Origin of the sequence: Marinobacter qingdaonensis (genome assembly GCF_034555935.1) — a bacterium.
GTDB classification, from domain to species: Bacteria; Pseudomonadota; Gammaproteobacteria; order Pseudomonadales; family Oleiphilaceae; genus Marinobacter; species Marinobacter qingdaonensis.
This window is the reverse complement of sequence record NZ_JAYDCJ010000003.1, coordinates 2,431,059-2,445,888: the sequence shown is the minus strand read 5'-3', so window position 1 is coordinate 2,445,888 and position 14,830 is coordinate 2,431,059. Positions and strand designations below refer to the sequence as shown.

Genomic DNA, 14,830 nt, shown 5'->3' with positions numbered 1-14,830 from the left:
GCAAACCAGGCGCCGTAAGGAAAAGGACCAGGGCCATGAAATCAGTATCAACAGTACGTTCCGCCTGTCTCGCACTGGTCACCGCGTTGACTCTCGCCGCCTGTGGCAGTGGCGACGAGGACCTGAGCCAGCAGGACATCCAGTTCCTCAGTCATGTTGATCAGTCCCGTTTTTACCAGCGCCAGGGTGAATTGAAGGCCAGTACCCAGGAAGCACGAAGCGCGATCGAACTGCAACCCGACCAGATCGAACCCTACTTCCTCATCATCGACAATCTGCTGACCGCCGGCGACGCGGTGAACGCGGAGCGCCAGCTCAGGCAGGTACTGGCACGCATCACCCCACCCCAGGCCAACGCCGCTATTACCAACCGCGCCCAGCTGATTTTTGCCGAGGCTGCGCTCAAGCAGGGCCGGAATGACGAAGCCCTGGCCGCGCTCGCGGACCTGGACGATCCTGCCGAAGACACCAAGCTCAAAGCCGCCCTGCTCAAAGGTCAGATTCATCTCAATGCCGGCAACCTGGAGCTGGCCCGAACTGCGTTTCTGGAGGCAAAGTCCCTGACCCCATCCGCCGTGGAAGCGCTCGTTGGCCTGTCCAAGGTGTCGCTAACGCAGGAAAACCGGACCCAGGCCGGTGAATACATCCGCCAGGCTGAAGACATTGACCAGAACCACGCAGAGTTGTGGCTCTGGAAAGCCCAGCTGGCGCATCTGGAAGAGCGGTGGCAGGCCGCCGAGGACGGGTACATCCGGGCCCTGGAGGACATCGGTCAGTACGACCTCATGACCGCCAGAAAGTACGCAACCATCACCGCGCTGATTGAGGTGCTCCGCGCCCAGAGAAAGTTTTCCGAGGCTTATGTCTACGAGGAAATACTGGCCAAGTCTCCCCCGGGCAAAATCCGAAGTAATCTGATGGCAGCCGATGAGGCCCTGCGCGCCGACAACCTGGCCGAGGCCGAGCGGTACTTACAGGAAATCCTTGCGCAAACCCCCTCGCACGAACAATCCACCCTGATGCTGGGGCTGATCCGTTTCAGACAGGGGCGCCCCGAGGAAGCCCAGGATCTGCTCGCCCCGATCGCCAGCATGGGTAATTCCGAGATTGCCACCAAAATGCTGGCCGCGACCATGCTTCGGATGGGCAACCCCGAGGGCGCCCAGTCCACACTGGCCAAACTTCAAAGCGACGACTCTGACCCGGAAGTACTGACCCTGGTCGCCATCGCCGCACTGGAGAATGGCGACGTCGAAACTGGCGAGGCGCTGATGGAAAAGGCCCTGGCCATCAATCCGGACAACCACGAGCTTCGACTGAGGTACGCCGGCTACCTGACCCAGCGAGGCGAATACGACCGGGCCCTCGCACAGGCGGGACTGGTCCGAAAACACGCGCCGGATCTGGCCGAGGCGAGACACTCGCTGATCACAGCCTATGCAGAATCCGGGGACATCAAAACCGCCGAACAGGCTGCGGATCGGTGGATCAAGGAGCAACCCAACAACGTTCAGGCCCTGCTCTCCCGCGGCAACCTTGCGGCCCGCGCGGGGAATACGGAGCAGGCCCGCAGCTATTTCGAGCGGGCCCGGCAAACATCGCCGCAGTCCATCGCCCCCACGCTTGCCCTGGGCAGACTGGCCCTGGTGCAAGGCGATCGGTCCGAGGCCGGGAATCAGTTTCGCCGGGCCGTGGAACAGGCTCCGGATAATGCACAGGCATTGCAGGGACTGATTTCAGTTCAGGAACGGGCCGAGACCCGGGATTTCATGCGAGGCCTGCTGGATCGCCATCCTCAAGCTACCGGACCCCGGCTGATTCTGCTGGAATTCGCGTTGCTTGATGACGATACCGACACGGTGAACGAGCTGACCGCGTCACTGTTGGAACGCTCAAGTGCCAACACACCCGCGCCGGCATCGCATCTGGTCGCCGAGATTTACGGCAATGTCGTGACCAACCTGAAACACAGCGATCGTTCCTCATTGGCCAGTTCCGTGCTTGAGCGGGCTCAGGTGCTGTTTCCCGAGAACGAGAGGATTCAGTTGCTCACTGCAGAGCAGGCTTTTGCCAATGGGGACCGCGAGCAGGCCATGACCCTGCTGGCCAGCACCCGACAACAGTTTCCCAATTCGCCGGGGCCTTACCTTACCGAAGCCGGACTTCTGGAGAGCGCGGCCGACTATCTCGGTGCCGCCGAGCTTTACGAAAAGGCGCTGGCCAAGCTCTCACGACCTGATATCGTGACTGGCTACGTGCGAAACCTCCAGCGGTCCGGGCGCAGCAATGAGGCCCTGGAATTTCTTGAGGCCGAGCTGGGTGATCACCCCAACAACCTTCAGCTTCGTTTGCATCTGGCCCTGCTGCAGCAGTCCACGGGCAAGGAACAAGGCGCCATGTCCAATTACGAAGTGTTGCTGGCGGCGATGCCGGACAACACGGTGGTTTTGAACAACCTGGCGTGGCTCTATCACAAGGTCGATGATCCACGAGCGGTCAAGCTGGCCCAGCGGGCCTACGAGCTCAGCCCCGACAACGCTGCCATCGCCGACACCTATGGCTGGATCATGTTGCAGGCAGGCAATCACCAGGAAAGCGTGCCGGTGCTCGAGAAGGCCCACGAACTGCAACCGGACTCCGAAGAAATTGCCCGCCATCTGGCGGAGGCGTACCGGGTGGTTGGGATGAACTCCGCCGCCCGACGAATTCTGGAAAAATTTGGCGAACCTGGGTAAGCGATCAGACACCATGAGCGCCACCACCCTACACCAGGCCCAGTATCGCTGGGTGCTCGCGTTCCCCCTGCTGGCGCTCGCGCTGTGGGCGGAATGGTCGGATTTTTTCGCACTCTGGTACGACTCCATCATCTATGCGCACGGGTACCTGGTGCTCGCCGGCACCCTGTTTCTGCTCTTTGACCGTCGCGCCCTGCTCCGGCAACTCACGGTGACCGGCTCATCCCTTGCGCTGCTCCTGCTCGCTGGCGCCAGTGTCGCCTTGCTGCTTGCCCAGGCCGCAGACATTCGTGTGGTGCGATTGCTACTAACGCCCGTGGTGATCCTGCTCTGGGGCTGGTCAATCTGGGGCTGGCCTTTTGTCCGTATCGCCGGCGGCCCTGTTATGCTGCTGCTGTTTGCGGTGCCGGTTTGGGATGACTTCTCCCCGCTGCTTCAGCACATCACCGTGTTCTTCAACACCCTGTTCCTGCAACTGGCAGATATTGAGGCCAGAATCGAAGAGTTCCTGATCGTGCTTGAAGTGGGCGCCTTTCTTGTGGAGGACGGGTGCAGTGGCGTTCGCTATCTCATGGTTGCCCTGTTCCTGGGGTCTTTCTATGGCCAGATGTACTATCGTTCGTTCGGTTCGACCGCCCTGCTGGTGGTCACGGCGGGCCTTCTGTCGATGCTGGCCAACTGGATCAGGGTGTTCGGCGTCATTGCCGCAGGCCACTACACCGACATGGAAACGTCGTTGGTGAAGGATCACGAACTGTTTGGCTGGGTGATCTTCGTGATCTTCACCCTGGCACCGCTGTTCTATGTGGCGACACGACTTGAGCGCGCCCAAGGGCAATCCCATACCCCTGAGACCAGCCAGGCCCCAGCCGGAACGCCCGCCTCCCCACCATGGCCCTGGTTATGGCCGGCCGTGGCGTCGGTTTTGGTGCTCTGGCCAGCGCTGCTGCCCATGGCGCTGCAGGCAAAGACCGAGCAAATGGCAAAAACCTGGAGTCCGACCCTGATGGACTCGGTGGCCGGCTGGCGCGGGCCACTCCGCCACGCCAGTGTCTGGGAGCCGGAATTTTCAGGCCATGACATTGATCTCAGCGGCGTCTATGTCTCGGAGAAGCGTCAGCAGGTTCAGCTCCAGATCACGGGGTACCGCCACCAGCGGCAGGAAAAGGAACTGATCTTCTACCGCAACCGCCTCTACGACAACGCCGAATGGCAACTGGTTTCCGACGGCGAACGCCCACTCCCGGATGATTTCAGTCTGAGCCCACAGGCGGTCAATGAAACCGTGATTGAAAGCCGGCAGGATCAGTCCCGGGTCATTGTCTGGTCCTGGTACGACGTCGGCGGCTTCCTGACCCACTCCAAGATCGAGGCCAAGCTGGTGGGGGCGCTCAAGAAGATCAGCGGCGACAGCCGAGGGGCGCTCTGGGCCCTGGCAGGGCGATGCGACGCCCAGAACTGCGACTTGCAGAGGGTCGCCTTCGAACAGTTCCTGGGCAAGGCCCGGCGATAGCTAGCTCAGTGCGCCGCGGAGAGCCGACGGCTGGTGTTGAGCGATTCCGGAAAAGGATTGATCATGGCCTCGAGAACCCGGGCGTCACGCTCGGCCTTGCTGCCCAGGTAATCTTCGATGACCCCGCTCTCCAGTTGATGCCAGGTGGCCCGTTTGGCGCCGGTGCTGAACATGTGATTCAGATACAGCCGACCCTTTCGGTCCAGCCTGTGGGCGTTGCAGGCGCCCGCCTCAATATCCTGGACCGCGCGTACCATCATCTCCACCCCAAGCCTTACCACCTTGGCGTACAGGCTGTTGGGGTTGTCACCGGCGCTCACCACCGGCCTGCCCTGGTAGACAACATCGCCGTCGTCCACTCCCTCCGACACGAAATGCACGGTGGCACCCACGCACTCCGGCTCGCGGTTGTGAATCGCCCAATCCGTCGTGAATAGCCCGCGATAGAACTGCGACAGGCCACCGTGCAGGTTCAGGACACCGTGTCGAGGTACCGAGAGCAGCTCCGGCTTCAGGATGGACGCGCCGCAAACCGCTATCAAATCTGGCTGACGCCCGCGAATCCAGGCCCGATTTTCCGGCGCGTTGATGGCATTCACCCCCTTGGTATACAGCACCGGAATTCTGGCGTTCGGGCGCAGTGTGCGACCTTCTTCGCCAAAATCCAGGGCGTTCTCAGGCCGGTTATAGACCTGCCTGGGTTCGATGAGGGTGCGATCAACAACCTCCAGGGTTTTCTGGACGAACACCCCGGGCTGGGAGAGGTATTTCAGGGACTTGGACAGCAGCGATGCCCTATCGCGCCTGGGCACCTGGTTTTCCACCACCACCCCAACGACGGGCAAGGACCTCATCAATTGGTTGGCAAAGAAGATGTCGGATTTATCCTGACTGACTACCACAACAACACGCATAGCTTCACTCGCTCCCTGCGACCTCAGGCCGGACGACGGCTGGTCCGCTTTACGTGGATGAACCGTTTGATCAACGGTATGAGTCGATACTCCGCAAAATACAGCAAACGCAATTTCAGGCTGTCGCCGAACAATTCGATGGAGCAGAGGTTCCGGTAGTTGTGGGTCCAGTTGCTCAGATACCAGTAATCGTCGGCGCAGGTGTAATACTGTCGGTACTGGCCCTGTTCGAACAGGCTCTTCAGTGCCGAGTATTCCAGTACCGAACCTGGGGAAAAGGCCTTGAACGCCTCGTCATAATCCGCTCGTATCGGGTAGACCACGTCATCGCAGACAATGTGCAACTCAAATGCGACCGGCTTGCCCCGGTGCCTCACAATCCAGGCACTGAGGGTCCCGGAACGGCCGAACGACTCGATCAGGTTGAGCAGGAACGAGCGGCTGCGACGGTTCGATTTCAGATCATTGCCGATGGAGGTTTTCCAGCTCTTCGCCGAAATGGTGACCAGTTCATCGACAATGGGCTGTTCCGGATCCGTGATCCACTCCTGCTCAATGGTAAATCCGTCATCCCGCCTGAACCGGTTGAGCTTGTTATTGAGACTTTTCTTGAGACTTCTCGGCCTGGCCCGGTAGAACTCGTCCCAGCTCTGGTTGATGTCGATGACCGGCGTCTTCAGGCTGGGTTTCTCCCCCACCCGCTGATGGCCAGGTTTGTTACTGTCCAGCAGAAAATTCTTTAAGTCGCTGTCTTGTCCGATCTTGAAGAAGAGCGCGATTTCCCGAGGGGTGACCGCCGTCAGCAACGCCAGCACCTCATCGCGTTGGCCGGGGGTCAGCGAGGCGTCGACAACGATGGAGGAAAATGGACTGTGGCCGTTGGCGGCCAGCTTTAGCAGGGTCACGGGTATGCCTCGGTAGCTTTCCCGGCTTCGAACCAGCGGGGCGATACCAACCAGGCAACCATTGTCGAACACGCACCGGAATTCCATCGTCATGTTGTCGGCAAAGGCCCTCCACCACGCCACTAACCAGGCGTGGGTCATGGGCAAAGGGGTTGGCGTCAGACTGGCAACCAGAGCATCCCATTGCGGTTTGACCTGCTGGAACTCTTCCTCCCCCCGGACGACTCTTAATTCCACGGTATTAAGCGTTCCTGACCTATAGGTTGATTGTTTCCGACACGGCCGGGCCTTCACGCCGCCGACAGCTTGTGCTTTACCTTACGTAATTGGTCAAGCACACCGATAGCACGGCGTTTGAGCCAGAAATCCAGCAATGGTTGATGCAGCCAATCCTTGAACCGGTTCTGAAACCAGAAATAGTTGACCGATACATTGCGACCCTCGGCTTCAATGAAATGCCAGGTGCCAGCGGGGATAAATAGGGCCTGGTCATCCTCGAGCCAGCCGGCAAGCCCCCTGGCACGGCTAAGCTTGGGAAAGGTCGTGAAGTCCGGATTCTGACAGTCGATCTTGCTGTCGACGACCCGATTTTCCCGAATGGCTTTCAGGCTGAACGGGCTGTAGGCGTACATGCAGTCGCTCTGATCGGGCGAAAACAGGATGAACCGCTTCCGCCCCTCCAGCATCATGAGCAGGCTGTGGGTCTCATCGTAGTGCAGCAGTGATTTGTTCTGGCCTGGGCCGATGTACAGATTGGACACGCGAAAGCCTGTGTCAGGCACAAAGGCGGGCAAGGTCACGGAAATGTCAGCGGGCAGATCTTCCGAGACCCCATGCCCCAACAAGGGCTCCAACGCGTAGCCGTTGTGGGTCGTCTCCATGACCTCGTTAAAGTCCGACATCGGGACCCGTTCAAACCCCAGGTAATGGAAGATGCCATCCTCGGATTTGCGCTGAATTCGAATCGACGTCAACGACTCACGGAAATAGTCGTAATTCCACTGGCGGGTAAATGGAAGCGCGGCACGAACGCCCGAGAGCAGGACCGGTTGACGGCGTTCTATGTAAGGAAGCAAACCATCCTTGTGCTCGGGAAAAGGTATGGTTTCAATGGCATCCGGCCCGGAAAGATCAAATAAGTTCATGTCGACTTCCCTATTCAACGAACTACTGCGTCCGCGCGCCTCAGCCAATACCAACTTCCTGTGGTACATCATCTGGCAGGGCACAAATTAACGATATGCCAAGGTCCTGAAAGCTGCAAGCACGAGCCATTGCCTGATGTACCTACGCAAGTTGATCGAACAGGATCTGGGCTTGGGACAGGCGGTGGCCCCTGTTGGCGACGGCCAGCACCACCCGGCCCAACACCCGAATACTCAGATAGGAGAACAGGGGTTGGAATCCGGCCTTGGCCAGCGCCTTTCTGGAGGCCGTATTGCGGGTATCGACGGCCACCAAGGCCAGATTGGCGCCCGTGTCCCGCGAACTTACCAGCTGTTTCAGCAGGCTCTGAAAATAACCGCGCCCGCGATATTCCGGTGGCGTCACGCAATCCCAGATGTAAAACGCCCGGTCGGGGACCGTCATCTGGATATCGTGAAGAATCCCGACCCGCGCCCCGGCCCGGGCGACCCAGCCAAAACATACGGGCCGCCGGTCTACAAGCAGCTCGTAGAGATCGTTCTGTCGGAGGTTACGCCGGGTGAATTCGTCTTTGGAGTAGTCCAGGTCGGGCCGGTATACCGACGCCCTGGCCAACTGTGCCCCGGGAATGCCGGCACCTTCACGTGCTGCGACCGGCTGGTGCAGTAGAATCCCGGCTTTGATCTCGACCATGCGGCCAAGTTTTCGTTTGAGCAGTCCCAAACTCCGTTTCAGTGTTTTCACAACCAGCCGCCTCGTGACCTGGTATTTGTAAGTTTAGGTAACCGGACGGAAAAACGAAAAATGAAATCTGCGCCACGTGTGCAACAATTTTCTTTAGCCCGAAAAGCGCCCTAACTATCGGTTAAATAGTTACTTTTTTAAGCCCCAAGAGAGCAATAGCACTGATTCGCGGGCTATAGCGCATTACCAGCGGCTATGCTAGCTTACATAATGTAACAACTGGTCCGCGCGCTGTTCCCAAAGACCATTAGACCCTCGGCAAGGAATTCTGCCGAGCCGTATTCGTAGATCTCTATCTAAGGAAGGCAGAGAGATGAATGCTAGAGAGTCTACTCCAGTTGTACCCGGCTTCCTGGCCCAATTTGAACGCACGGCTCGGGACAGTGCCCATTCGCCTGCTCTTTGCTCCCCGGACAGCACCCTCAGCTATCACGATCTCAGCGCCCGTGCCACGGCCGTCCAGGCATGGATTTCCGAATCCGGTGTGACTGAGGGCAGCCCGATTGCCATCCACACCCACAGTCGCGAGTCGGCCATCATCGCCATAATTGCGGTGCTCAGGCATGGCTGCGCTTACCTGCCCCTGGACCCCCTGTATCCGGAAGAACGTCTCGCCTACATGGTGAGCCACGCGGGGGTCGAGCTGACCATCACGGACAACGACGATTTCCGGTCCCCAGTCGGGCAGCATCTGGATCTCAGGGCGATCGACCTCAACGAGCCTCCGGAAGCCATTCCGCAATCCGCAGGAGCAGGTCCAGAGGCCAATGCCTACGTCATCTACACCTCCGGCTCCACCGGTAGGCCCAAGGGCGTGCTGATGAACCATGGCACCCTCGATAACCTGATCCACTGGCAAAATGGCCATTATCGGGCGGGCGCACGTCCGAAAACCCTGCAATTCTCCGCCCTCAGCTTCGACGTTTCGTTCCAGGAAATTTTCTCCACCCTGACCCTTGGCGGCACGCTGTATCTGATCACCAACGACATGAAGCAGGATTTCCGACAGCTGCTGGAGTACATAGACGAACAGGGCATCGAGCGCATGTTTTTACCCTACATCGCGCTGCTGCAGCTCGTGATGTGGGCCAACCGATTGAATCTCTACCCCGCAGCACTGACGGAAGTCATCACCGCGGGCGAACAACTTGTGGTCAGCAAGGAACTCCGGAAGGCTTTCAACGCCCTGCCCAATGCCACCCTGAGCAATCAATACGGGCCCTGCGAGACCCACGTGGTAAGCGAACACATTCTGTATCCGCCGGCGGATGACTGGCCGGCCCTGCCGCCGATCGGACAGGCGATCGACCGTGCGGAACTGCTGATTCTCGATGATGAACAGCAAGAACTGGAAGCCGGCGAGGTCGGCGAGTTGTACATCAGCGGTCCGGTTCTGGCCCATGGCTACATCAACAGTCCGGAGCAGACCGCCCAACGATTCGTGACTCTGTCCCACCTCGGCGGCCAACGGGCCTATCGCACCGGCGACCTGGTGAGCTGGAACGGCAAGTCCGAGCTGCTGTACCACGGACGCATCGACAACCAGGTGAAAATCAGCGGCTATCGCGTCGAACTCAGCGAAGTCGAGGCCCGGCTACTCGATACCGGGCTGGTGGACGAAGCCGCCGCCGCGGTACAGGACGTCGAGGGTCAAAAAAAACTGATCGCGTTTGTGACGGCGACCGACCAGGACAGCCAGCTGGAGGCGCGCCTCAAAGGCCTGCTGCAGTCCTCGATGCCGGGGTACATGATTCCCAGCCGGTTCCACTGGCTCAGTCAATTGCAGAAGACTCCCTCGGGAAAGATCGATCGCAAATCGATGATCGAAAGCCTCGCCGCTGAACCGTCAAGTGCCGTGGGGCACGCCCCGGACGCTCGGCAACGGTTGAAAGATCTGATCCAGAGGGAGCTCAACCTTGCTGAGCTGTCTGAGGAGGACAACCTTCTGAATCTGGGCATGGATTCCCTGGCCGCCAATCGCATTGCGGCCAGCTTGTACGAACACCAGGGTCTGTCCATCCCGGTTTATGCCCTGTTCCAGTATCGGAACTTGAGCAAATTCCTCGACTACGCGCTGGCCAGGCAGTCGGTGCCAACAACTCTGGCCCGGACCGACAGCAGCCATGAGCTTCCGGATGCCCAGGTTCGGGACGTCGCGATTATTGGCATGGCCCTGCGAGTGCCCGGAGCCTCGAACCTCGAGGAGTTCTGGCAGAACCTCGTTGAGGGTCGGGAGACCATCACGTTCTTTGCCCCGACTGATCCACAAAGCGGCCGGGTCAATGCCCGAGGCGTGCTCGACGATCCCCTGGGCTTCGACGACCGGTTTTTCGGCATCAGCCCGATCGAAGCCGAGTTCATCGATCCGCAGCAACGGCTGCTGCTGGAACTTGCCTGGCAGGGACTGGAAAACGCCGGCTACGACCCGGAGCAGTTTGCCGGCAGGATTGGCGTGTTCTGCGGCGTCGGCAACAACACCTACTACTTGAATAACGTTCTCCAGAATGCTGAAAAACTTGAAGATTACGGGTCACTTCAAGCGATGGTCGCGAACGAGAAGGACTATGCGGCCACCCGGCTGGCGCACAAGCTCAACCTGGTTGGTCCGGCGCTGAGCATCCACACCGCCTGCTCCACCTCCCTGGTGGCGGTGGCGGAAGCGGTCGAGGCCATCCGCCAGGGCCGCTGTGACATGGCCATCGCCGGCGGCGCGTCGATCGCGTTTCCCCAGCAACAGCCCCACACCCATCAGGAAGGCAGCATCTACACCCGGGACGGGCACACCCGCCCCTTCGACAAGGACAGCTCGGGTACCGTATTCAGCGACGGTGGCGGCATCGTGGTGCTCAAGCCCCTGATTGAGGCGCTCCGGGACCGCGACTATGTCTATGCCGCGATTTCCGGAGTTGCGGTCAACAACGACGGTGCCGAGAAAGGCAGCTTCTCCGGCCCCAGTGTTCAGGGGCAGAAATCGGTCATTCTTGGCGCCCTCCGGGATGCCCGAATTGATGTCCGCACCATCGGTTACCTGGAAGCCCACGGCACCGCGACGCCGATCGGGGATCCGATTGAGGTGTCGGCGCTGAATGAAGCCTTCTCCGAGCACACTTCGGACAAACAGTTCTGCCGCCTGGGCTCGGTGAAAAGCAACTTTGGCCACCTGACCGCGGCCGCAGGGGTGGTTGGCTTGATTAAGTGCGCGCTGTCGATTGATCGGGGCCAGATTCCCCAATCCATCAATTTTGCCACCCCAAATCCGGAACTCCATCTGGAGCAAACCCCGTTCATCGTCGCTGCCGAATCGTCCGAATGGCCCGGCCCCAAACACGACCGGGCCGCCGGGGTCAGTTCGTTCGGCATTGGCGGCACCAATGCCCACGTGGTGCTGCGGGGCGTTAACCGCCCGGACGCGGCAGAATCCGGGACCACGCCGACCTGGGTTCCCTTGTGTTTCGGCGCCCATTCCCCCGAGGCGCTGGCCGCCACGGTGTCTCGCTATCAGCCGTTGCTGAATCAGATGCAGGCACCGGAGGAACGGGCCGGCCTGGCAGCCGCACTGATCCGGCACCGGCGCGCCTTCCGCTACCGGACGGCCGTGCCCCAGCAGATTAACGTGCATGAGCTGATGACCGTGGTGGAGGACGCCGAGGACGCCAGCGCCGCCTTCAGCTCCGCTGCCGTGGTGTTCGCCTTCCCCGGCCAGGGCAGTCAGGTAGCGGGCATGGGGCGTGAGCTGTACGCGCAGGTCGCCCAATTCCGGGACGCCTTCGATCATTGCGCGGACCTTCTCGCGAGCGACCATGCATTGGACCTCAAGGCCCTGGTCTTCGACTCTGGCGATCCACTGAATGACACCCAGAAAACCCAGATCAGCCTGTTCTGTCTGGGATATGCCCTGGCAACGGCGGTGCAACAGCTGGGCGTGCAGCCCCAGGCCGCTATCGGCCACAGCATCGGTGAGTTGGCTGCCGCCACCGTGGCCGGGGTGTTTGATCTGGCCACCGCCCTGCGTGTTGTGATGACCCGTGGCGAGGTCATGCAGGCACAACCGTCCGGGGCCATGTTGGCAGCACGCGCCAGTGTCGATCAGCTGCAGCCACTCCTCAGCAGCAACGTGGTAATCGCGGCCGAAAACACCGCCGATGCCTGTACCCTCTCGGGCACCCACGAGGCCATCGCGAGCCTCGCCGGCGTGTTGGAACAGAACGGGATCAAAGTTCGCGCGCTGAACACCTCCCACGCCTTCCATTCCCCTGCCATGGACCCGGCCGTTGACGAGTTCATCCGCCAGCTTGACGGCATCGCCATGAAGCCTCCGGAGTTTCCCTTCATCTCCTGCGTGACCGGGGACTGGATCACGCCGGAGCAGGCCACCGACCTGCATTACTGGGGCCAGCAGATCCGCCAGCCGGTCCAGTTCCGCCAAGGCTGCCAGACCCTCGCTGCGATGAAGAATCTGATTGTGCTGGAGTGCGGCCCGCAAGGCACCGTGTGCGGCATGGCCATGCAGAACCTCGACGATCAAAGGGATCTGGCCCTGGTGCCGCTTCTGGCGGATGCCGGGAAAGCGGACGGAGAGCTGCGGTCGTTCACCCGCGGACTTGGTTTGGCCTGGAGCCAGGGCCTCACGGTTGACTGGCCCTGCGGACCCGCCAGCCCTGAGGTGCGCGTCAGGCTGCCCGCCTACCCGTTCCAGCACCGAACTCACGTTATTGAGCCGTTGTCAGCCGCCTCGGTGTCCACCGACCCGGCGGCCAGCCTCGTGGCCGATGCCATAGCACCGGTTTCCATCCCCCAGGTTTTGGCAGGACCAGACATGAAAGACGCCATTGTCGAGAAGCTGCGCTCGCTGTTTTCAGATATTTCCGGCATCGACCTCAGCCAGGCGGACTCTGGCGCAACCTTCTTTGAACTGGGTCTGGATTCGCTGCTGCTGACCCAATCCACACTGAAGCTGAAGAAAAAGTTCAAGGTGAATGTCAGCTTCCGGCAACTGCTCAATGACTGCGGCAACCTGGACAAGCTGGCCGACTACCTCGTTGCCGAGGGCGTTCAGCTGGAGGCTGCTCAAACCTCGGCCACACCTGCGCCGGCAGCCGGGCTGCAACCACCGAACCCAGCAACCGGGACAGTCAGCCCGCCGCCCCAGGCCCTGAACCTGGGTCACGGCGATGTCCATGCCCTGCTTCAGCAGCAGATGCAGATACTGCAGGGCCAGCTGACCCTGTTGTCTTCACTGTCACCGCAACCAGCCGCCGGCGGCAGCGCCCCCAGCGCCACCGCACCGGTCGCTGACCACGCCATCAAGCGCACCGACAAAGCCTCTGGGCTCAAACCCTTCGGTGCCGGCACCCGGATCAACGTCAAGCGCAGCAACGACATGACCGCCCGGCAGCGGGAGAACTTCGATAGCCTGGCGCAGCGCTACAACACCCGCTTCGCCAGATCCAAACAGTTCGCCCAGGACAACCGAAAACACCTGGCGGATCCGCGGGTGGTGTCAGGGTTCCGCAATGTCATCAAGGAAGTGATCTACCCGATCGTGGTGGAACGCTCCGAGGGCCCCTATCTCTGGGATATCGACGGCGGCAAACTGATCGATATCACCTGCGGATTCGGCAGCAACATTTTCGGCAATTCTGCCCCCTTCATCAGGGACGCCATTGCCCGTCAGCTGAACACCGGCTACGAAATTGGCCCGCAGCATCCCCTGGTGGCTGAGGCCTCCCGGTTGTTCTGCCAGGTCACCGGCAACGAACGGGTGGCGTTCTGCAACACCGGGTCCGAAGCCGTCCTCGGCGCCATGCGACTGGCGCGCACCGTCACCGCCAAGGAAAAGGTGGTGATCTTCGAGAACGACTACCACGGCATCCACGATGAGGTGATCGTCACCCGCGGTAGTGCCGGTTACGCGGCACCCGCTGCTGCCGGCATACCCGAGTCGGCCGCTGAAAGCATGATCGTGTTGGATTACGGCAGTGACGCCTCGCTCGACTACATTCGCGAGCACGCCGACGACATTGCCACCCTGCTCGTGGAGCCGGTTCAGAGCCGCAATCCGGAACTGCAACCCAAAGCCTTCCTGGAGAAGGCCCGCCACCTGTGCACCGAGCACCACATTGCCCTGATTTTTGACGAGGTCATCACCGGTTTCCGCATCCATCCGAGAGGCGCGCAAGGCCACTACGGCATCGACGCCGACATCTGCACCTACGGCAAGATTGTCGGCGGCGGCATGCCCATCGGTGCCATCTCTGGCAAGGCCAAGTACATGGATGCGCTGGACGGCGGACAGTGGCAGTTTGGCGACGACTCGGCACCGGAAGTGGGTGTCACCTATTTTGCCGGCACGTTTGTGCGTCACCCGTTGGTTATGGCGGCGGCAGTGGCCGTGCTGAGCAAGCTGGTGGAGGCACCCGAGCTCCAGGCCCAACTGAACCAGCGGGCCGACTACCTGGTGGGACAGATCAACCAGCATGCGCAGTTGGTGGGCGCGCCGGTAAAGATCGAACACTGTGGCTCCATGTGCAAGATCAAGATTCCCCAGGACATCCCGTTCGAAGAACTGATCTACGTGATGCTCCGGGAGAAAGGCATTCACGTCTGGGACGCCCGCCCAACCTTCATCACCACGGCCCACAGCGACGAGGACATCGAAGCGATCATCACGGCCTTCAAGGAGGCGATGGATGAGATGATCGCGATGGACTTCTTTCCGGCACCGGACGTCGCCGCTCGGCCCAATCAGGAGCTTGCGGGTAAGCCACCGATTGAAGGCGCGCGCCTTGGTCGCGACGAAAATGGCAAGGCGGCCTGGTACATCCCCTCCAAGACGGACAAAAACCAGTATGAGAAATGGGCAGGTTGACCACC

Annotated in this window: 7 protein-coding genes; 3 read left to right on the top strand and 4 right to left on the bottom strand. The window is 60.5% G+C overall.

Translation table 11 applies throughout. The features are described from left to right. The first annotated feature begins 35 nt into the window (after positions 1-35). Both U5822_RS14400 and xrtA read left to right on the top strand, forming a co-directional pair. A complete protein-coding gene (locus tag U5822_RS14400; RefSeq protein ID WP_322856304.1) occupies positions 36-2,735 on the top strand; it encodes a tetratricopeptide repeat protein in 2,700 nt (899 codons plus the stop codon). Between the two features lie 13 nt (positions 2,736-2,748). After that, entirely contained in the window at positions 2,749-4,248 is a 1,500-nt protein-coding gene (gene xrtA / locus U5822_RS14395) for an exosortase A (protein WP_322856303.1), read from the top strand. A gap of 5 nt (positions 4,249-4,253) precedes the next feature. Here the strand turns inward: xrtA and U5822_RS14390 are convergent, their stop codons facing one another. The 4 genes from U5822_RS14390 to U5822_RS14375 form a co-directional block, all read right to left on the bottom strand. Beyond that, complete coding sequence (locus tag U5822_RS14390; protein ID WP_322856302.1) at positions 4,254-5,162, bottom strand: formyl transferase; 909 nt, start codon at positions 5,160-5,162, stop codon at positions 4,254-4,256. A gap of 23 nt (positions 5,163-5,185) precedes the next feature. Next, positions 5,186-6,304, bottom strand: coding sequence for a GNAT family N-acetyltransferase (locus U5822_RS14385; RefSeq protein WP_322856301.1), 1,119 nt, complete (start codon positions 6,302-6,304; stop codon positions 5,186-5,188). Between the two features lie 53 nt (positions 6,305-6,357). Beyond that, positions 6,358-7,212, bottom strand: coding sequence for a cupin-like domain-containing protein (locus U5822_RS14380; RefSeq protein WP_322856300.1), 855 nt, complete (start codon positions 7,210-7,212; stop codon positions 6,358-6,360). Positions 7,213-7,354: 142 nt separating this feature from the next. Further along, positions 7,355-7,957 (bottom strand): GNAT family N-acetyltransferase, encoded by a 603-nt coding sequence (locus U5822_RS14375; protein WP_322856299.1) that lies wholly within the window; start codon positions 7,955-7,957, stop codon positions 7,355-7,357. A 313-nt stretch (positions 7,958-8,270) separates the two neighbouring features. Between U5822_RS14375 and U5822_RS14370 the strand changes: the two genes are divergently transcribed. Continuing rightward, positions 8,271-14,825 (top strand): polyketide synthase, encoded by a 6,555-nt coding sequence (locus tag U5822_RS14370; RefSeq protein ID WP_322856298.1) that lies wholly within the window; start codon positions 8,271-8,273, stop codon positions 14,823-14,825. The last annotated feature ends 5 nt before the right edge of the window (positions 14,826-14,830 follow it).